This window comes from Streptomyces sp. NPDC041129, from assembly GCF_055592265.1.
Window position 1 is genome coordinate 172,711 of sequence record NZ_JBVIYV010000008.1, and the last position, 20,765, is coordinate 193,475.

At 70.1% G+C, this 20,765-nt stretch carries 13 protein-coding genes; 8 read left to right on the plus strand and 5 right to left on the minus strand.

Features of this window, described 5'->3' with window-relative positions:
- Positions 1–77 precede the first annotated feature (77 nt).
- The 3 genes from ACZ6B1_RS24765 (at position 78) to ACZ6B1_RS24775 (ending at position 3,555) form a co-directional block, all read left to right on the plus strand.
- Positions 78–1,601 (plus strand): amino acid permease, encoded by a 1,524-nt coding sequence (locus ACZ6B1_RS24765; protein WP_468781740.1) that lies wholly within the window; start codon positions 78–80, stop codon positions 1,599–1,601.
- Between the two features lie 81 nt (positions 1,602–1,682).
- A complete protein-coding gene (locus ACZ6B1_RS24770; RefSeq protein WP_468782097.1) occupies positions 1,683–3,176 on the plus strand; it encodes a glycosyltransferase family 39 protein in 1,494 nt (497 codons plus the stop codon).
- Between the two features lie 91 nt (positions 3,177–3,267).
- Entirely contained in the window at positions 3,268–3,555 is a 288-nt protein-coding gene (locus tag ACZ6B1_RS24775) for a hypothetical protein (protein WP_468781742.1), read from the plus strand.
- A gap of 32 nt (positions 3,556–3,587) precedes the next feature.
- Here the strand turns inward: ACZ6B1_RS24775 and ACZ6B1_RS24780 are convergent, their stop codons facing one another.
- Both ACZ6B1_RS24780 and ACZ6B1_RS24785 read right to left on the minus strand, forming a co-directional pair.
- On the minus strand, positions 3,588–3,980 hold the full coding sequence (locus ACZ6B1_RS24780; RefSeq protein ID WP_468781744.1) for a PIN domain-containing protein: 393 nt from the start codon (positions 3,978–3,980) through the stop codon (positions 3,588–3,590).
- 47 nt (positions 3,981–4,027) lie between these two features.
- A complete protein-coding gene (locus ACZ6B1_RS24785; protein ID WP_468781746.1) occupies positions 4,028–5,152 on the minus strand; it encodes an LCP family protein in 1,125 nt (374 codons plus the stop codon).
- Positions 5,153–5,474: 322 nt separating this feature from the next.
- Between ACZ6B1_RS24785 and ACZ6B1_RS24790 the strand changes: the two genes are divergently transcribed.
- From ACZ6B1_RS24790 to ACZ6B1_RS24810, 5 genes are all read left to right on the plus strand, one after another.
- Complete coding sequence (locus tag ACZ6B1_RS24790) at positions 5,475–6,605, plus strand: hypothetical protein (RefSeq protein WP_468781748.1); 1,131 nt, start codon at positions 5,475–5,477, stop codon at positions 6,603–6,605.
- A 183-nt stretch (positions 6,606–6,788) separates the two neighbouring features.
- Positions 6,789–8,597 carry a stealth family protein gene (locus ACZ6B1_RS24795; RefSeq protein ID WP_468781750.1) on the plus strand — a complete coding sequence of 603 codons (1,809 nt, stop codon included), beginning with the start codon at positions 6,789–6,791 and terminating at the stop codon, positions 8,595–8,597.
- A gap of 45 nt (positions 8,598–8,642) precedes the next feature.
- The gene (locus ACZ6B1_RS24800) at positions 8,643–11,393 is read left to right on the plus strand and encodes a bifunctional glycosyltransferase/CDP-glycerol:glycerophosphate glycerophosphotransferase (RefSeq protein ID WP_468781752.1); all 2,751 of its coding nucleotides are present in this window, start codon (positions 8,643–8,645) and stop codon (positions 11,391–11,393) included.
- A 21-nt stretch (positions 11,394–11,414) separates the two neighbouring features.
- Positions 11,415–12,890 carry a glycosyltransferase family 2 protein gene (locus ACZ6B1_RS24805; RefSeq protein WP_468781754.1) on the plus strand — a complete coding sequence of 492 codons (1,476 nt, stop codon included), beginning with the start codon at positions 11,415–11,417 and terminating at the stop codon, positions 12,888–12,890.
- 50 nt (positions 12,891–12,940) lie between these two features.
- A complete protein-coding gene (locus ACZ6B1_RS24810) occupies positions 12,941–15,682 on the plus strand; it encodes a bifunctional glycosyltransferase/CDP-glycerol:glycerophosphate glycerophosphotransferase (RefSeq protein WP_468781756.1) in 2,742 nt (913 codons plus the stop codon).
- Positions 15,683–15,793: 111 nt separating this feature from the next.
- On the opposite strand, the gene ACZ6B1_RS24815 is transcribed toward ACZ6B1_RS24810, so the two are convergent.
- The 3 genes from ACZ6B1_RS24815 to ACZ6B1_RS24825 all read right to left on the minus strand — a co-directional run bounded on the left by ACZ6B1_RS24815 (position 15,794) and on the right by ACZ6B1_RS24825 (position 20,726).
- Positions 15,794–17,923, minus strand: coding sequence for a 3-hydroxyacyl-CoA dehydrogenase NAD-binding domain-containing protein (locus ACZ6B1_RS24815; RefSeq protein ID WP_468781758.1), 2,130 nt, complete (start codon positions 17,921–17,923; stop codon positions 15,794–15,796).
- Complete coding sequence (locus ACZ6B1_RS24820) at positions 17,920–19,140, minus strand: thiolase family protein (RefSeq protein ID WP_468781760.1); 1,221 nt, start codon at positions 19,138–19,140, stop codon at positions 17,920–17,922. The genes ACZ6B1_RS24815 and ACZ6B1_RS24820 overlap by 4 nt, the downstream gene beginning before the upstream one ends.
- 296 nt (positions 19,141–19,436) lie before the next feature.
- Positions 19,437–20,726, minus strand: coding sequence for a ribonuclease D (locus tag ACZ6B1_RS24825; RefSeq protein WP_468781762.1), 1,290 nt, complete (start codon positions 20,724–20,726; stop codon positions 19,437–19,439).
- Between the last annotated feature and the right edge of the window lie 39 nt (positions 20,727–20,765).

Consider the following 20,765-nt stretch of genomic DNA (forward strand, 5'->3'; position numbering starts at 1 on the left):
AACCTGCCTGTGCCGGGGCATACGCACACCCGGCCCTCTCGATCATGTCGAGGACGACAAGCGTGGGAGGTAGGCACGTGAGCAGCGCGCTCTTCAGGACGAAGAACGTCGAACAGTCCATCCGGGACACCGAGGAACCCGAGCATTCACTCAAGAAGTCCCTCTCCGCGCTCGATCTGACCGTCTTCGGCGTCGGTGTCATCATCGGCACCGGCATCTTCGTCCTCACCGGACAGGTGGCCAAGAACAACGCCGGCCCGGCGGTGTCCCTGGCCTTCGTCGCGGCCGGCGTGGTCTGCGCGCTCGCCGCGCTCTGCTACGCCGAGTTCGCCTCCACGGTCCCCGTGGCGGGCTCCGCGTACACCTTCTCGTACGCCTCACTCGGCGAGCTGCCCGCGTGGATCATCGGCTGGGACCTCGTCCTGGAGTTCGCCCTCGGTACGGCGGTGGTGGCCGTCGGCTGGTCGGGCTACATGCGCTCGCTGCTCGACAACGCGGGCTGGCACCTGCCGGACTACCTGGCCGGGCGGGACGGGGCCTCCGGATTCGGCTTCGACATCCTCGCCGCTGCGCTCGTCCTGGTCCTCACCGGCATCCTCGTGCTCGGCATGAAGCTGTCCGCCCGGATCACCTCGGTCGTGGTCGCCATCAAGGTTGCCGTCGTCCTCATCGTGATCATCGCCGGTGCCTTCTTCATCCGCGGCGAGAACTACAAGCCGTTCGTCCCGCACCCCGAGCCGGTGGCGGCCGGCGGCAATCTCAAGGCCCCGCTCATCCAGCTCATGTTCGGCTGGGCGCCCGCCAACTTCGGTGTGATGGGCATCTTCACCGCCGCCTCGGTGGTGTTCTTCGCGTTCATCGGCTTCGACATCGTCGCCACGGCCGCCGAGGAGACGCGCAACCCGCAGCGGGACATGCCGCGCGGCATCCTCGGCTCACTGCTCATCTGCACCATCCTCTACGTCGCCGTCTCCATCGTCGTCACCGGCATGCAGAAGTACACCCGCCTGTCGGTGGAGGCCCCGCTGGCCGACGCCTTCAAGGCCATCGGGCATCCCTGGTACGCGGGCGTGATCAGCTTCGGCGCCGCGGTCGGCCTGACGACCGTCTGCATGATCCTGCTGCTGGGCCAGACCCGGGTGTTCTTCGCGATGAGCCGTGACGGCCTCCTGCCGCGCTTCTTCTCCCGCGTCCACCCGCGCTTCAAGACCCCGCACCGGCCGACCATCCTGCTCGGCGTGATCATCGCGATCGTCGCCGGGTTCACCAGCCTGAGCGAGCTGGCCGAACTGGTGAACATCGGCACGCTGTTCGCGTTCGTCGTCGTGGCGATCAGCGTCATCATCCTGCGCAAGACGCGCCCGGACCTGCCCCGCGCGTTCCGCACCCCCTGGGTCCCGGTGGTCCCGATCGTGTCCGTGTGCGCCACGCTGTGGCTGATGCTCAACCTGCCGGCCGAGACCTGGCTCCGCTTCGCCATCTGGATGGTCATCGGCATCCTGGTCTACCTCCTCTACGGCCGCAAGCACAGCCTGCTCGCCCTGCGTGAGAAGGCCCCGGCGGGTGAGGTGCCCGGGGCACCGCCCGGAAAGAATCGGTAGGCAACCGACCGCTCCCTTCGGCCCCGTATGTTCCGCTTCGCCGGAACCGCGGGGCCGGATAACGTGCTGTCCGTGCTGCCCATGCTCGCCGCTCCGTCCACCTCCGCACGGCCCGCGGCCACCCGGACGGCGTACTGGATACGGCTGCTGCCCGCCCTGGCGGCGCTGGCCTGCGTCACCCGGGTGCCGTCCTTCGTCCGTCCGCTGTGGAACCCCGACGAGGGCTATCTGGCCGTCCAGGCGGGTCTCCTCGCACACGGCGGCCGGCTGTACGAGACGGTCGTGGACCGCAAGCCGCCCATGCTGCCCTGGCTGTACGAGGCCGCCTTCGCGGTCTGCGGCTCCGGCTCGCTCACCCCGCTCCGGGTGCTGGCGGTCGCCGCGCAACTGCTCACCGCGGCCCTGCTGGCCTCCGTGGCCCGGCGCCGCTGGGGCGACTCCGCCGGACGCGCCGCGGGGGTGCTGTACCTGCTGGTGTCGGTCGGACTCAACCCGGAGGACGCGCAGGCCGCCACCTTCGAGGTGTTCATACTGCCCGGCACGGCGGCCGCCCTGTGGTGCGCGGACCGCGGCCGCTGGGGCGCGGCCGGAACCGCCGTCGCCTGCGCCTTCCTCACCAAGCAGACGGGCGGCGCCGCGCTGCTGCCGGTCGTCCTGCTGCTGTACCGGCGGGGTGGGGTGCGGGCGGGGGCCGTGCGGCTGGCGGCCGGTTTCGCGCTGCCCGTCCTGTGCGCGGCCCTCGCCACCGACCCCGCCGGGTTCCTGTTCTGGACGGTCACCGGATCCGCCACCTACGCCTCCCTGACCGGCTCCGAACTGCTCGTCCTCGGCCGGGGACTGGCCAACACCGCGATCCTGGCCGTCGCCTGCGCGGGTCTGATCCCACCGGTGGTGCGGGTGCTGCGGGCCCCCCGCGCCACTGGCGCCCCCCGTGGGCCGGGGACCAGGCGGGTGATGGGAGCCATGGGGGCCGACCTGTGGCTCTGGCTGGCCTCCTCGGCCGGCGCGGTCGTCCTCGGCTTTCACTTCTTCGGGCACTACTACCTGCAACTCCTCCCGCCCGCCGCCCTGCTGGCCACGGCGGCCCTTCAACTCCTGCCCCGCGCACGCCTGACGTCCGCCGTCCTCACCTCGGCCTGCTGCTGCGTCCTGTTCCTCACCTGGGGCCTGCTCGCCCCGCGCCACGAACTCGCCCACGCCCAGCGCCTCGCCACCGCGCTCGCGCACCGCACGGCACCGGCCGACCGGGTCCTGGTGTGGGGCATGCACCCCGAGACGTACTGGCTGGCGGACCGCACCCCGGCCAGCCGCTATCTCACCGCGGGCCTGCTCACCAACTACAGCGGCGGCCGCGACGGCCCCCGGGTCGGCGAGAAGTACGCGGTCGAGGGCGCCTGGCCCGTCTTCCGAGCGGAGATGACCGCGCGGGCCCCGGCCCTGGTGGTCGACGACTCCCGGGGCAAGCCGTACCGCCCCGACCGGGTCCCCAGCCTGCGCCGGCTGCTGGACGGGCGGTACGAGGAGGTGGGCCGGGTCGACGGAGCGGTGCTCTACGCCCCGATCCCGGGCGACTGAGGGGGAGTTGGCCCGGTCGGGCGCGAGCCCTGCTGCTATGCTCGTGGCAGCCATTTGAACATGTTCAAATAAGTCTGACCAGGGGGATCACATGCCTGCGCCCACCACGCCGGACCCCGACGACACACCTGCCGTCGCCCTCGGCCCCACCGCGCTCGTCCTCGGCATCATCGCCGCCCCAGGCCTCTGGCCCGGCCTCATGTTCGCCGTGATGCCGTGGTCGTGGCTGGCCGGCGGCCTCGCCCTCACCTTCGGCCTGGCGGGGATCCACTACGCCCGCCAGGGCACCGGTCGCATGTGGCCCGCCGTGACCGGAACGGTCCTCGGCTTCCTCGGCCTGACCGGCTTCTTCTTCCTGATGGCGGCCTTCTCGGGCTGACGGCGCTCACGCGCTCGACCCGGCGCGCCGCCTCAGCCGAGCACGGCGCGCGGGCCGGTCACCTCCGCGCCCAGCTCGGTCACCCGGCGCCGCAGCTCGCGGTCGGCCGTGACCACCAGACGGCGCCGGCCGGCGAACTCGGCGGCCAGTTCCACGATCCGGTCGTCCCCGCTGCCGGGCGCCGACTCCACCCGTACCCCCGGCACGGACTCCACCCCGCGCGCCGCGCCCTCGACCACGAGCACGATCTCCACCGCGCCGTCATGCCCCGGCAGTCCCTCGGCGGCCAGCCGGTCCCGCAGCCGCCCGGCGGCGCCCCGGCGGTCCCGCCACCAGCCGTCCGGCCGCGACCCGACGACGTTCGCGCCGTCGACGATCAGCAGCAGGGGGCCGTCGGAGGCGGGAGAGCCGAGGGGGTCCGTCATGGTCCAAGGGTCCCATGCCGGCGTCGGGCCGTGAGGTACGACGAGGATCAGGACGAACCGCCGCCCGTGGCGGGGGACTTCTTCGCGGACTCCGGGATCGTGGTGTCGCGGCGGAGCGCCTTCCACAGTCGCGACGCCTGAGGCTCGGCGGCGACCACGCGGTTGGGATCGACCTTGTCGTACTGCACCGGCAGCATGATCGTCTCCATGGTGGAGGGGTCGACACCGTTGAGGCTGCGCCCGAACTCCGCCAGTTTGGTCAGCGAGGCGAGGTCGGAGTCCGTGGTGAGGGCGGCCGTGAGCTTGTCCGCGATCTTGTAGGACTTGGTGGGGCTGCCCAGCAGGTCCTGCCTCTTGATCTCGCTCAGCAGGGCCAGCATGAACTTCTGCTGGAGCCCGATGCGTCCGAGGTCGCTGCCGTCGCCGATGCCGTGCCGGGTGCGCACGAACTGAAGGGACTGGGTGCCGTTCAGCTTGTGGGTGCCGGCGGTCAGGTCGAGGCCGCTGGAGCTGTCGTGGATGTCCTGGTCGACGGTGACGGTGACCCCGCCGATGGCGTCCACGAGCCCCTTGAAGCCGGCGAAGTCGATCTCGACGTAGTGGTCCATGCGGACCCCGGAGATCTGCTCGACGGTCTTGACCACGCAGGCGGGACCGACCTGGGAGTAGATGGAGTTGAACATCACGCGCTTCGCGGACGAGACCGTGGAGCCGTCCGACTTGGCGCACTCGGGCCGGGTCACCAGGGTGTCGCGGGGGATGCTGACGGCGACGGCCCTGGTGCGGCCCTCGGGTATGTGCATCACCAGCGCGGTGTCGGAGCGGGCCCCCGAGACGTTGCCCGTGCCCAGCGAGGCGTTGGCGCCGGCCCGCGAATCGGAGCCCAGGATCAGGATGTTCTGGCCGGAGGTGGGCAGCTTCTCGGGCCGGTCGTCGCCGATCGCCTTGTCGATGTCGACGCCCTTGATGTTGCCGTCGAGGTCGCTGTAGAGCCAGTAGGCTGTGCCGCCGAGGGCGAGGACGAGGACGAGCAGGGAGAAGAGCACGATCCGGCCGGTACGGCGTTTCTTCTTCGGGGCTCTGCGGCCGCCGCGCTTGCCGGGCGGGGACTGACGGTCAGGCGGCACAGGGGTGCTCAGGTCGTGGCTCACGGCGGGGTCCTCGCAACTCATGCCCAGAGGGGCAGGAGCAGCAGGCCGCTCCCGTGAGGGGCCGGGTCGGTGCTGCTCGGCTGACACTTGGTTGGCATTGAACTATAGACGTGCGCTCGCACACGCGTATGAACGATGTGCCCGGTTGTTCGCCCTGGTGAGGACGGCACGCCGCCCCGGCCCGTGAGGTTCCGTCCGCGTCTGGATCCGTTCCGGAGGCCGCGACCCGAGGCCCGAGGGGCTCCGACGGAGCAGCGGGACGCTTGTTCGGGCGTGCTTATGATGTGGCGGATTCTGGAGTCATTTGTGGGCAACGTGCCTGGGGTGGGAAGGGGCGGTGCACATGCGCGGCAGAGGTGCGCAGGCCGTGGACCGGCGGTCCCGAGCCGGTGTCGAGGCCGAGGCGCGGTCCCAACGGGCGTCCGCTACGGCGGTGGCCACCGGCTCGTGGCTGCTGCGCGGGAACGACGACCGCCTCGCCGTGTACGCGCTCGTCGAAGGCGGTGTGCGCCGCTGGACGGAGACCGCGGTCGGCAGCGGGTCCTGGAGCGGGCCGGACTTCTTCCCCGCTGAGGGGCTGACGGGTCTCGCCGTCGCCCAGGGGGCCAATCGGTACGCCCACTTCCTCGGGCGCAGGGAGACGCGGACGGGTGGGGGCGCGCCTAAGGTCGACCTGCTCTACGCCGTGCAGTACCAGTCGGGCCGGACGCTGGGGGAGTGGCGTTCCCTGGGCAACCCGTACCGCGACCCCAAGGACGCCGCGTCACTCGGTGTGCCGACCGCCGCCGTCGACGGGCAGGGCACGGTGCACGTCTTCGTCTCGGGCGGCGCCGGTGGGGTCATGCTCCGGCGCGAGTCCAGGAGTGGCGCGTGGGAGGCCTGGCAGGACCTGCGCGGCGGCGCGGTCGCCGGTGGGCCGGCCGCCGCGGCGAACTCCGCCGGTCTGGTGGAGGTCCTCGCGCCGGGAAACCGGTCGGTCATGCGCTGGATCCAGACGGAGCCCGGAGCGGTCCTGCGACGGGCACAGGACCTCATGCCCGCTCCGGTACCCGGCTCGGCCGCGCTCCTCGAGACCGCTCCCGGGGTGTTCACCGCGTACTGGTCCGAGCAGAGCGGGACGGGCGTGTACGCGCAGCGGCCCGGTGAGTGGGCCCTGCCGGCGGGCGGGGCCCCGGGCGAGGGGCCGCACGCCACGCTCCGAGCCGCCGTCGACGGCTACGACTGCACGCTCCTGGCCCACCAGGGGCGTATGGGAACAGCCGTGCTCGGCGTCTGCGGCACCGGTGGGGAATCCGGCGGACTGTGGTGGACCGACACGGGGGTGACCTGCGTCGGTACTCCGGCCCTGGCGCTCGACGGCCGGGGCCGGGTCGTCATGGCGCTGGTCGCCGCGGACGGCACCGTCCTCGTGAATCGGCAGCGGCCGGAACCCGGGCTCACCCTGTCCGACTGGGAGCGCCTGCCGGGCGACTGAGCTCCTGCGGCGCACTTCACTACACCAGATTCTCCTGTGAGTCCAGGAAAAAAAAGGTTGTACCGCTCATCAAGTGATGATTGACACGTGCCGCTGCCTGCCCATTGGCTGTCTTGGATTCAACTTTTAGGAGATCATTATGTGAAAGTTTGACGGATAGCTGGTGTGGATGGTGGATGCCTTGTGGCGGGCTCGGACAACCCTGAGGCCGGGGCGCTGATTTCGGCGTACCGGTCCGCGGTCCCGACCGGCGCGCGTCGGCGCATCGTCCGTGGGGTACCGAACCCGGTCCGCAAGGCCGTGAAGTCCTCGCTCACCGCGGCGGACTCCGTGCGCTCCGCCACGGTGGTCTGGGCGATGGGGGGCAAGCGCAAGGCCCCCCGGCACAGCACCGCCTACGGCCGGCGGGTCGTCCGGGTCGGCCGCCGCCACATGCGCGCGCTGCTGGTCGAGGGGGCGACGGACTGGGCGGCCCGCGCCCGCAACCTGAACATCCTGGTCTCCGTCCTGGAGGCGGCGGGCATCGACTACTTCTGCGTGCGCGGCACGAGCAGCGGACTGCCCGCCGTCGCCGTCCTCGCCGCGTCCCGCCCGCTGGTCGAGGAACTGCTCCAGGCGGCCTTCGCGCAGGCCCCGGGCTACGTGGGACCGGCCGACGGTGACGAGGCCCGCATGGAGCCCGGCGACGAGGAGCGGTCGTGGCGGCAGCTGCGCAAGCACAAGGTGCTGCGGGTCGCCTGGTACGTGTGCGACCCGACCCAGCAGCTTGTCTTCGGTGCGGCCTCCGGGTGCGATCTCGAGGTGTGGACGGAGCGGGACGGTGAGCTGCGGGCTCCGCGACCCAACCGGGTCATCGACGCGGTTCCGGCGAGTGCTCCGCGCAAGTCGGCACCGCAGAGTCTGTTCAGCCCCATACCCTCCGCGTACCACACCGGGCACGCCAGGACGCTGGCCGAGTTCGCGGTGCCGCTCCCGGAGGACCACCGGTTCCCCATCGACGTCGTCTACACCTGGGTGGACGACTCGGACCCGGTCTGGCGGGCTTCACGCGACCGCGCGCGAGGGCGTCTGCCCGCGGACGGGCTGCACGAGCAGGCGGCCAACGACTCGCGGTACGCCAGTCGTGACGAACTGCGTTACTCGCTGCGGTCGCTCCACCAGAACGCGCCCTGGGTGCGCAACATCTATCTCGTGACGGCCGGCCAGGTCCCGTCCTGGCTCCATGCCCAGCACGCGAACCTCCGGGTGGTGGACCACCGGGAGATCTTCTCGGACCCCGCCGCGCTGCCGACGTTCAACTCGCACGCCATCGAGAGCCAGCTCCACCACATTCCGGGACTCTCGGAGTGCTTCCTCTACCTCAACGACGACGTGTTCCTCGGCCGGCCGGTGACGCCCGCCCACTTCTTCCATCCGAACGGCATCACCAAGTTCTTCGCCTCGCCCGCGCTGATACCGGGCGGCGGCGTCTCCTCGACCGACCTCCCGGTCAACGCCGCGGGCAAGAACAGCCGGTGGCTCATCGCGCAGAAGTTCGGTACCGCCATCTCCCAGAAGATGAAGCACACGCCGCACGCGCTGCGCAGGAGTGTGCTGCAGGAGATCGAGGAGACCTTCGCGGAGCAGCACGCCGACACCCAGAACTCTCGTTTCCGATCGCCCGAGGACGTACCGATCGCCTCGTCACTGCACCACTACTTCGCGTACCACTCCGCCCGGGCCACGGCGGGCGACATCCAGTACCGGTACATCGACCTCTCGGCCGATCTGGCCGAGCGACGCCTGAACACGCTCCTCGCCAACCGGAACATGGACACCTTCTGCCTCAACGACACGGTGGAGTCGGCCGACCCGGAAGCTCAGCGGCTCATGCTCGCGCGTTTTCTCGAGGCGTATTTCCCGGTGCCCAGCCCCTACGAGGTCGCGGAGAACGAGAACGTCCTCGAGCGGCCCGCCGAGACGGGGCGGAGTCTCGATGCCGCTGACCGATGACCTCCCCCTCCCCGCCGCACCGCACGCAAGTGAGTCCCGCGACACATGAATTCCTATGACGTCACGCTGGTCGTGCCGGTCTACAACGTGGAGCAGTACCTCCCGGAGTGTCTGGCTTCCATAGAGGCACAGACGGTGTTCGAGCGCTGCGAGGTCATACTCGTCGACAACGGCAGCACGGACGGCTCCTACCGGCTCTGCGCGGAGTTCGCGGGCCGGCACGCCAACACCACGGTGCTGGTGCGCCTCGGCGGCGGCGCCGGAGCGGCCCGCAACCTCGGCATGGACCGGGCGACCGGTCCGCGCATCGCGTTCTGCGACTCCGACGACGTGCTCCCGCCCACCGCGCTCGAACGCATGCTGGACGCCTCCGTGGCGACCGGCGCCCAGGTCGTGGTGGGCGCGATGGAGACGTTCCCCAAGCCGACCGGCTGGGCCTGGAAGGAGCACTTCGGAAAGGGTGACCGGACGTTCGGCAGCCTTGCCGAGATGCCCGAACTGGTGCACAGCGCGAGCGCCTGCAACAAGCTCTTCGACCTTTCCTACCTGCGCTCCCACGCGATCCGCTTCGCGGAGGGCGTCCACTTCGAGGACGCCTATGTCGGCGTACCCGCGCTCGTCCTCGCCGGCCGGCTCGCCCTGGTCGACGCCTGCGTCTACCGGTACCGCAAGCGCGCCGCGGGCAACTCGACCATGGACGCGATCTGGACGCGGAGGCAGAACTACTGGGACCACCTCCAACTCGTGGAGCACCTGCACAGGCTCGGCGCGGAACTCCCGCAATCCTCGCGCGCCGTGCTGGACCTCTTCCTGGTACGGAGCTACCAGGGCTTCGCGCTCCGGGCGCCCGACCTCTTCCAGGGGGCGGAGCTGGAGGAGATCTACTCGCGGTGCCGCGCGGTCTACTGGAACATCCCGCCCGACGTGGTCGTCAGAGCCACCGCCGACGCGCGTCATCGTGTGGCCTACCTCGCCTTCATCACCGGGAACTTCGGCCTCTTCGCGGACCGGGCGGCCGAACTGCGCAAGCTCTCCGTGCGCGACGGCCGCCCCTACCTCACCGGCGGACTGCCGGACCGGCTGGCACCGTTGGCGCACGCCACGCCCTTCACCGCTCACCTGGAGCACGTCCGTCTGCTGCCGGGAACCGGGACGCTGCGGCTCTCCGGACGGTTCGAGATCAGCGGCATGCCCCTGGTGCGACCCCTGGCGGGGCAACTCGGCCTGCGGGTCCGGGGCAGCCGCCTCAGCGTCTGCGCCACGCAGGACCGCCGGCGGGACATGAGGAACACCCGGCCCGACACGGAGTGGGGCGGGTTCACCGCCGACCTGCCGCTCGACGCCCTTCGTCCCGGGGTCCACGAACTCGAACTCGTCCTCGACACCGGGGACGGCCAGGTGGCCACCCCGTGTCTGGTCGCCGCGGGCTACCTGCGCGGGGCGCGGGTGGCCGAGTACGGCGGGACCCGGGTGGTGCCGCACTGGAAGGGGAAGAACCGCGCGGTCCTGATGGTCCTGGGCACGGCGCGCCGGTCGCTCGGGCGTGGCATCCTGGACAGCCTTCTCGTCAAGGACGCCAAGCACGTGCTGCGCCGCAGGCCCTTCTGGAAGCAGCGTCTGATAAGGCTGTTCACGAAGCCGCTGGCCCCCCTGTTCCTCGGCCGGGACATCTGGCTCTTCGCCGAGCGGGGCGACACCGCGCAGGACAACGGCTGGCACCTGTTCCGCCACGCCCGCACCGCTGGGAAGCGGCGCGGGGCGTACTACGTCATCCGGGCCGGCAGCCCCGACCGGGCCCGCCTGGCGGGGCTCGGGCACGTCGTCGCGCACAGCTCCTGGAAGCACAAGCTGCTGATGCTGCACGCGTCCGCGCTCGTCAACGCCTACGACATCGACACCTACATGCTGCCCGACGGCTGGGACCGGACCCGCTACCTCAAGCACCTGAACTGGCGCGTGGGCGCCCGCCGGGTCTTCCTCCAGCACGGGGTGACGGACAAGGACGTCAGCAAGGGCCTGCACCGCAACCGCACGGGCGTCGACCTCATCCTCGCGGTGAGCCGGCACGAGGGGTGGTTCCTGTCGGAGGAACTCGGCTACGAGGGACAGGCGGAGGTCATCGGCTTCCCCCGTTTCGACGCCCTGCTCCCCGGCCGCGGCGGGCGCACCATCCTGTTCATGCCGACATGGCGTGCCTATCTGGCCGTCGCCTCCTACAGCCGCGACGGCGGCCGCGAGGCACGACAGGCGGCGCGCGACCGGTTCCTCGCCTCCAGTTACCGCGCATTCATGGTCCGCTTCCTCAACGACCCTGATCTGCTGGCCGCCTTGGAACGGTACGACTACACACTGGAATTCCTGCCGCACTACGAGATGCGCGCGATGGTCGGCGAGATGGTTCCGGACCGGGACCGGGTCCGGATCATCGACCAGGACGAGGTCGGTGTGCAGGAGGCCATGCGGAGCTGTGATCTCTTCATCACTGACTGGTCGTCCACCGCCTTCGACGTCGCTTACCTCGGAACTCCTCTGGTCTACGCGCAGTTCGACGCCGAGGAGTACTGGGACGGGCATTACCAGAAGGGTTACTTCGATGCCCGCCGGGACGGATTCGGGCCGGTCGGCGAAACGGTCGAAGAGGTCGTGGGCGAAGTGGTCCGCTACATGCGGGCGGGGTGTGTCAGGGAGCCCGGATATCTACTGCGGGTGGAGAAGTTCTTCGAATACCGGGACCAGCAGAACGGTGTGAGGGCGCTGGAAGCGATCGATCGCCTCGTCCGGGGGTCGTATCAGTGATGTGGTGTGCCAGGAGGAAAAATGTCCCAAGCCAGCCGTGACGTGACGGTCGTCGTGCCGTTCCGGGACGTCCAGAACTACTTCGCCGAATTTCTGCGGTCGGTGGCCGCGCAGACGGCCTTCGAGCGTGCCCATGTGATTCTCGTCGACAACGGCAGCAGTGATCAGTCGGTGGCGATCGCGAGTGAGTTCGCCGACCGGCACCCCCACGTCGACCTGGTCTCGCAGCCTCAGGGCCGGGCCGGCGACGCGCGCAATATGGGCATGGACATGGCCACAACGCCGTACATCGTCTTCTGGGACGCCGACGACACCGTGCCCGAGCGGTCACTCGAGGTGCTCCGGAACACCATCGTCAAGACCAGGGCCACGGTCGTCGTGGGCCGCGAGAAGCATGTCCCGAAGCCGGTCAAGGCGCCGTGGCACAAGTACTTCGGCAAGAACGTCAAGACGGTGGGCAGCGTCGTCGACATCCCTGACCTGATCCACTCGGCCTCCTGCTGGAACAAGATCTTCGACCTGGACCTGCTGCGCTCCCAGGGCATCCGGTTCGGTACCGGCACCGCCTTCGAGGATGCCTACGTCTCGCTGCCCGCGCTGCTGCTGTCGGAGCGCATCGCGCTGGTCGACGCGCCCGTCTACGAGTACCGCAGGCGTGGCGACGGCACCTCCGTCATGGACACAATCTGGGACCTCCCGCAGAACTACGCCGACCAGTTGGTGATGCTGGAGTACCTCGCGGGCATGCGTCAGGGACTCACGCCGTACGAGCAGGAGACACTGGAGCGGTTCCTCATCCGCAGCATGCAGGGCTTCCTGCTGAGGGCGCCGCGGGTCTTCGGCGAAGCCGACTGCCGGCAGCTCTTCGAGCGCTGCCGCACGCTGTACTGGGGGATCACCTCGGAGCAGTTCGTCCGCAGCACGAACGACACCAGGCACCGCATTCCCTACCTCGCGCTGCACTTCGGGGACTTCGACCTCTTCTACCGTCCTGCTTCCGTCCTCGGCTCGGTCTTCGGCCGCGAGGGGGACCTCCACGTCGACTATCCGGGAACGTCCTGGGGGCTGCCGCTCACCAAGGTCACGTCGGTCCCGGCCCGGATCGAGGGAGTCTCCGCCGGCGAGGGCGGCACGGCGGTGATCCACGGCCGGTTCTCGCTCAACGGCTTCCCCGACGAACTGCTGGCCAAGCTGGAACTGCAGGTCTGGTTCGAGCGGAGCGGCAAGACGCTGCCCGCGGTGAACCACGGCCAGGCGCACGGCCTGCCGGGCGAGGCGGGAGCCGTCTTCAGCGTCACCATCGACCCCCGCGAGTTCCCGGCCGGCTCCTTCCCCGTGCGTCTGGTGTTGTGCACCCGGGGGAGGGACGTCTCGCGCCCCTGCGCCGTCTCCCCGGCGCTGGCCCAGCAACCGGGCGGCAACGGACTCCACGGCCTCGCGCGCATCACCGCCGACGACGGGAACGCCCGGCTCGTCATCGAGTCCACCCAGCACTGATCAGGGTCCGCTCCAGAAATGGGGTATGCGGCAGAAAACAGGAGTCATACGTGTTCGATCCCCTCTACGACGTCGCCGTCGTCGTGCCCATCTTCAACGTGGAGAGATACCTCCAGGAGTGCCTCGACTCGCTGGCGCGGCAGACGATCTTCAGCCGCTGCCAGGTGATCCTGGTCGACAACGGCAGTGGCGACAACTCGCCCGCGATCGCCGCGGATTTCGCGGCGCTGCATCAGAACGTATGGGCGCTCGTGCATCCCGAGGGAAAGGCCGGCGGGGCGAGGAACGCGGGACTGGAACTGGTCAGCGCCCGCTACGTCACGTTCTGCGACTCCGACGACGTACTGCCCGAGGACGCCCTGGAAACCATGTGGCGAACCGCGGTCAAGGAGCGTGTGCCGCTCACCATCGGGCGGATGGAGACATTCCCCGAGGAGACCAACTGGCCCTGGCTCCGCTATTTCGCGAAGCACGTCCAGGTGCATCCCGGAATCGAGAACATCCCGGAGATGATTCACGGCGGAAGCGCCTGCCACAAGCTCTTCGACGTCGAGTTCATCCGCGCGAACGACATCCGGTTCCGCGAAGGAGTGCACTTCGAGGACGCGTTCTTCTCGGTTCCCGCCATGCTGCTCGCCGACCGCATCGCGATGGTGCCGAACACGGTCTACCGGTACCGCAAGCGCGCCACCGCGGACTCCACCATGGACAAGCTGTGGGAGCGCACGGAGAACTACTGGGACCACCTCCTCCTGGAGGAGTACCTGATGACGCTCCGCCCCCGCCTCTCCGGCCACCGGCAGGAGGTCCTCAACCGGTTCCTGGTGCGCAGCTACCAGGGTTTCGCCCTTCGCGCGCCGCAGGTCCTGCCGGAGGAGGAACTGCTCAGGCTCTTCTACCGGGCCCGCGCCGTCTTCACGCAGGTGCCGCCCGACGCGGTCCTGGCCTCCACCCACGACACCCGCCACCGGGTGCCGTTCCTGGCGATGTACATGAACCTCTACGAGCTGTTCGCGCGCCCCGAGGAGGAGATCAGCGGCCTGTACGGACGGGGTGGAGACCTCTACCTCGACATCACGGTGCCGAGCGCGCTGCTCCCGCTGACGAAGGTCTCCTCCACCAGCGTGCACGTGGAACGGATCCAGGCGGATCCGGGGTCCGGCGGGATCCTCGTCGCCGGCCGGTTCGTGCTCAACGGGTTCCCGATGAGCCGGCCCATGCGCAACCCCCTGCAGCTGTGGGTGGAGAAGAGCGGTCAGCTGGTGACCGCGCGGCAGGTGTGGCGCAGTGACCTGGTGGCCACGCGAGACGATCTCGCCTGGGGCGGTTTCGAGGCGGTCGTTCCGGCAGACGCCCTCAAGGACGGCGAGTTCCCGCTGAAGCTGGTGTTCTGCACCTCCGGCCGTGATGTCTCGCGTTCCTGCATGACCACCACCGCGATGCTGCGCGGCGCCCGCCCGATGAAGGTCGCGGACCGGTGGGTCCTTCCGCTGTCGAAGGGGAAGGACAACGTGGTGCTGGTGGTCCAGGAGGCGCGGGGCCGGGCCGGCGACCGGGCCTGGGAGAAGTTCCTCGAGGGCATGGACGACGACCAGAAGAAGCGAAAGGCCCCCTTCTGGCGTGCCCGCGCCATCCGGCGGGCCACGCTCAGGTTCTTCCGCCGCAAGGAGATCTGGCTGATCGGCGAGCGCAAGGACACCGCGCAGGACAACAGCCTGCACCTGTTCACCTATCTGCGCACGCACGAGCGCCGCCGCAAGGCCTACTACGTCATCGACAAGGGCAGCGCGGACCGGGCGAAGCTGAAGCGCCTGGGGAACGTGGTGGCGCACAGTTCCTGGAAGCACAAGCTGCTCATGCTGCACGCGTCACTGCTCGTCAACGCCTACGACATCGACTCGTACATGCTCCCCGACGGCTGGGACCGCACGCAGTACCTCAAGCACCTCAACTGGCGGGTGGGGGCCCGGCGGGTCTTCCTCCAGCACGGCGTCACCGACGAGGACGGCAGCAAGGCCCTGCACCGCAACCGGACCGGTGTGGACCTGGTGTTCGCGACCAGTGACCGGGAGGCCCAGTACTTCTCCGAGCACATGCACTACGGGGACCGGGCCAAGGCGCTTGGCTTCCCGCGGTTCGACGCGCTGCAGCCGGACCGGGGCCGACGGCGGGTCCTGCTGATGCCCACCTGGCGCAAGTACCTGACCATCCCCTCCTACCTCCAGCAGGAGGGTGCCGACCAGGACGCGGTCGACGAGATCTTCCGGGAGTCGACGTACCGGGAGTTCCTGGTGCGGTTGCTGGGTCACCCGAAGCTGATGGAGGCGCTGGAGCACTACGACTACGTGCTCGACTTCCTTCCGCACTACGAGATGCGGAACATGGTCGACGGGGTCGTACCGGACCACCCCCGGGTGCAACGCCTGGACCAGACGAAGACCAGCGTGCAGACGGCCCTGCGCCAGTGCGACCTCTTCATCACCGACTGGTCCTCGGTCCACTTCGACATGGCCTATCTCGGCACGCCGCTCGTCTACGCCCGGTTCGACCCGGACGAGTACTGGGCGAAGCACGCCAGGAAGGGGTACTTCGAGGCGGCGCACGACGGGTTCGGTCCCGTGTGCGGCAACGTCGAGGAAGTGGTGAACGAGGTGATCCGCTACCTCGGCAACGGGTGTGTGCGCGAGCGGGAGTACGACTACCGGGCGCGTGCGTTCTTCGCCTTCGAGGACCGCGACAACTGCGCCCGCGCGACGGCCGCGATCGCGGAACTCGCGGCATCGGACGTGTAGGCCCGCTGCCTCACCGGTCGCGGCGACGAAAGAGGTGTGGGGCGACAGCGTGACCGGTCTCAGCCGGTCCGCGGTCGCCCCACACCTCTCAGGCTTCCCGAACGGGAGCGCTTACGCGGGCACGCTCGCCACGCCCGCCTCCAGGAACCGCTTGCCGTTCACCCGCTCGGAGACACCCTCGCGGTCCAGGTACGGCGTGATGCCGCCCAGGTGGAAGGGCCAGCCGGCGCCCGTGATCAGGCAGAGGTCGATGTCCTGGGCCTCGGCGACGACGCCCTCGTCGAGCATCAGGCCGATCTCCTGGGCCACCGCGTCCAGGACGCGGTCGCGGACCTGCTCCTCGGTCAGGACGGTGTCGCCCTGCTTCAGCAGCGCGGCGACCTCCGGGTCCAGCTCCGGCTTGCCGCTGTCGTAGACGTAGAAGCCGCGCTTGCCCGCCTTCACGACGGCCGCGAGGTTCGGGGAGACCGTGAAGCGGTCCGGGAAGGCCCGGTTGAGGGTCTCCGAGACGTGCAGGCCGATCGCCGGGCCGACCAGTTCGAGCAGGACCAGCGGGGACATCGGCAGGCCCAGGGGCTCCACCGCCTTCTCCGCGACCTCGACCGGGGTGCCCTCGTCGATGACGTTCTGGATCTCGCCCATGAAGCGGGTGAGGATGCGGTTCACGACGAACGCCGGGGCGTCCTTCACCAGAACCGCCGTCTTCTTCAGCTTCTTGGCCACCGAGAAGGCGGTCGCCAGCGAGGCGTCGTCCGTCTTCTCGCCGCGGACGATCTCCAGCAGCGGGAGGATCGCGACCGGGTTGAAGAAGTGGAAGCCGACGACCCGCTCGGGGTGCTTCAGCTTCGACGCCATCTCCGACACCGACAGCGAGGACGTGTTGGTGGCGAGGATCGCGTGCGCCGGGGCGACCGCCTCGACCTCCGCGAACACCTGCTGCTTGACGCCGATCTCCTCGAACACGGCCTCGATGATGAAGTCGGCGTCCGAGAAGCCCTCGGCCTTGTCCAGGACACCCGTCACCAGCGCCTTGAGGCGGTTGGCCTTGTCCTGGTTGATCCGGCCCTTGCCGAGCAGCTTGTCGATCTCGGCGTGGACGTAGCCCACACCCTTGTCGACGCGCTCCTGGTCGATGTCGGTCAGGACGACCGGCACCTCGAGGCGGCGCAGGAAGAGCAGGGCGAGCTGCGAGGCCATCAGACCGGCGCCGACGACACCGACCTTGGTGACCGGGCGGGCCAGGTTCTTGTCCGGGGCGCCGGCGGGACGCTTGCCGCGCTTCTGGACGAGGTTGAACGCGTAGATGCCGGAGCGCAGTTCGCCACCCATGATCAGGTCGGCGAGGGCCTGGTCCTCGGCGTCGTAACCCTGCTGCAGGTCGCCGTTCTTGGCGGCCGCGATGATGTCCAGGGCACGGTAGGCGGCCGGGGCCGCGCCGTGCACCTTGCCGTCCGCGATGAACCGGCCGCGCGCGACGGCCTGGTCCCAGGCCTCGCCGCGGTCGATCGCCGGGCGCTCGACCTCGATGTCGCCCTTGAGGACCTGGGCGGTCCACAGCAGCGACTGCTCCAGGAAGTCGGCACCCTCGAAGAGGGCGTCGGCGATGCCCAGTTCGAAGACCTGCTTGCCCTTGAGCTGCTTGTTCTGGTTGAGGCTGTTCTCGATGATGACCGAGACGGCCTTGTCGGCGCCGATCAGGTTCGGCAGCAGCGTGCAGCCGCCCCAGCCCGGAACCAGGCCCAGGAAGACCTCGGGCAGGGAGAACGCCGGGATGGCCTTCGACACCGTGCGGTAGGTGCAGTGCAGGCCGACCTCGACGCCGCCGCCCATCGCCGCGCCGTTGTAGTAGGCGAAGGTGGGCACGGCCAGCTTCGCGAGGCGCTTGAAGACCTCGTGACCGCCCTTGCCGATGGCCAGCGCGTGGTCGTGCTGCTTGAGCAGCTCCACGCCCTTGAGGTCGGCGCCGACCGCGAAGATGAACGGCTTGCCGGTGACGCCGGCGCCGACGATCTCGCCGTCCGCGGCCTCCTTCTCCACCTGGTCGATCGCGGCGTTCAGGTTCGCGAGCGACTGCGGGCCGAAGGTGGTCGGCTTGGTGTGGTCCAGGCCGTTGTCCAGGGTGATGAGCGCGAAGCGCCCGGCCCCGAACGGCAGGTCGAAGTGGCGTACGTGCGCCTGCGTGACGACCTCGTCCGGGAACAGCTCGGCCGCGCCCTTAAGGAGTTCAGCGGTGGTGCTCACTTGTCGCCTCCGTCAAAGTGCGGGTTCTCCCAGATGACCGTCGCGCCCATGCCGAAGCCGACGCACATGGTGGTGAGGCCGTAGCGGACCTCGGGCTGCTCCTCGAACTGGCGGGCCAGCTGCGTCATCAGACGGACGCCGGAGGAGGCGAGCGGGTGACCGTAGGCGATCGCGCCGCCGTACTGGTTGACGCGCGCGTCGTCGTCCGCGATGCCGTAGTGGTCGAGGAGGGCCAGCACCTGGACGGCGAAGGCCTCGTTGATCTCGAACAGACCGATGTCGGAGATGGACAGACCCGCCTTGGCGAGGGCCTTCTCCGTGGCCGGGATCGGGCCGTAGCCCATCACCTCGGGCTCGACGCCGGCGAAGGCGTAGGAGACCAGGCGCATCTTGACCGGCAGGCCGTTCTCGCGCGCGAAGTCCTCGCTCGCGAGAATCGACGCGGTGGCGCCGTCGTTCAGGCCGGCCGCGTTGCCGGCGGTGACCCGGCCGTGCACGCGGAAGGGGGTCTTCAGGCCCTGCAGGTTCTCCAGCGTGGTGCCCGGGCGCATCGGCTCGTCAGCCGTGACCAGGCCCCAGCCCGTCTCGCCGCCATCGGGGCTCGTCCGGCGCACCGAGATCGGCACCAGGTCCTGCTGGATCTTGCCGTTGGCGTACGCCTTGGCGGCCTTCTCCTGCGAGCGCACGGCGTACTCGTCGGCGCGCCGCTTGGTGATCTGCGGGTAGCGGTCGTGCAGGTTCTCGGCGGTCATGCCCATGAACAGCGCCGACTCGTCGACCAGCTTCTCGGAGACGAAGCGCGGGTTCGGGTCCACGCCCTCGCCCATCGGGTGGCGGCCCATGTGCTCGACGCCACCGGCGATGACGGCGTCGTAGGCGCCGAACGCGATCGAACCGGCGGTGGCGGTCACGGCGGTCAGGGCGCCGGCGCACATGCGGTCGATCGAGTAGCCGGGGACGGACTGCGGCAGGCCCGCGAGGATGCCGGCCGTGCGGCCGAGGGTCAGACCCTGGTCACCGATCTGGGTGGTCGCCGCGATGGCGACCTCGTCGATCTTCTTCGGGTCCAGGCCCGGGTTGCGGCGCAGCAGCTCCCGGATCGCCTTGACGACGAGGTCGTCGGCGCGGGTCTCGTGGTAGATGCCCTTCGGGCCCGCCTTGCCGAACGGGGTGCGGACGCCGTCGACGAAGACGACGTCCCTGACGGTACGAGGCACGATGGCTCTCCTCCAGGTGCGGGATGCTGAGCGCTTGCTTACGGGCCATGCTACTTGTGAGTAACGTGACTGCCCAGCCCTCCCCCCGGCCGGAGCGGCGAACGTCACACCGGAGGGGCCGTCGGCCCCTCGTGGTGGTGGCCGCTCAGCGGGAACGGGGAAAGGGAGGAAGGGGAAGGGGGTGCGGAAATCGTCGGCGACGATTTCCGCACCCCCTTCCTCGGTACGCCGTCCCAGGATCTTGGCGTGATATCGACACCCCTGGGGTCACGCGTGGTGCGACCGGGTGAGCGGGCTCAGGCGCTCGCGCCCGACAGCGCCGCGACCAGCACGGGTGTCACCTGCTCGATCTGCCAGGGCCGCGCGCCGTATCCGGCCAGCGCGTCCGCCACCGGCCCGGCGCCCACCGACGCCGGCGGCTCCCAGCACACCCGCCGCACGGTGTCGGGGGAGACCAGGTTCTCCTGGGGCATGTTGAGCTGCTCGGCCAGCGCCGACACCCCCGCGCGCGCGGCCGAGAGCCGGGCCGCCGCGGCGGGGTCCTTGTCGGCCCACGCCCGCGGCGGCGGCGGTCCGGTGACCGGCTGACCCGGCTGGGGCAACTGGGCTTCGGGCAGCGCCTTGGCCCGGTCGACCGCCGACTGCCACTGCTCGAGCTGCCGGCGCCCCACCCGGTGCCCGAACCCGTTCAGCGCGGCCAGCGCGTGCACGTTGGCCGGGAGCGAGAGCGCGGCCTCCACGATGGCCGCGTCCGACAGCACCTTGCCCGGTGACACGTCCCGCCGCTGGGCGATCCTGTCTCGCGTCTGCCACAGCTCGCGTACGACGGCGAGCTGCCGGCGACGCCGCACCTTGTGCATCCCCGACGTACGGCGCCAGGGGTCCTTGCGGGGCTCGGCGGGGGGCGCCGCCGCGATCGCCCCGAACTCCTGGAGCGCCCAGTCGAGCTTGCCCTGCCGGTCCAGCTCCTTCTCCAGGGCGTCCCGCAGGTCCACGAGGAGCTCGACGTCCAGGGCGGCGTAGCGCAGCCAGGGCTCGGGCAGCGGCCGGGTCGACCAGTCGACGGCGGAGTGGCCCTTCTCCAGGACGAAACCGAGCACGCCCTCGACCATGGCGCCGAGGCCGACCCGGGGGAACCCGGCGAGCCGGCCGGCCAGCTCGGTGTCGAACAGCCGGGTCGGGACCATGCCTATCTCCCGCAGGCAGGGCAGGTCCTGGGTGGCGGCGTGCAGCACCCACTCGACGCCGGTCAGTGCCTCGCCGAGACCGGAGAGGTCGGGACAGGCGACGGGGTCGATGAGCGCGCTGCCCGCGCCCTCACGACGGAGCTGCACCAGGTAGGCGCGCTGGCCGTACCGGTAGCCGGAAGCACGCTCGGCGTCGACGGCGACGGGGCCGGAGCCGGCGGCGAAGGCGGCGATCACCTCGGCGAGAGCGGCCTCGTCGGCGATCACGGGCGGAATGCCCTCGCGGGGTTCGAGCAGCGGAGTCGGCGCCCCCAGCACAGAGGCCCCGGCGTCGTCCGGAGGAGTGCCCCCGGTGATGCGCACGGAACTGTCTGCTGCGGTCTCTTGGGCGTCGGTCACCTGTCAAGGGTATCCGTGTGTGGACGGCGCCCGTCGACG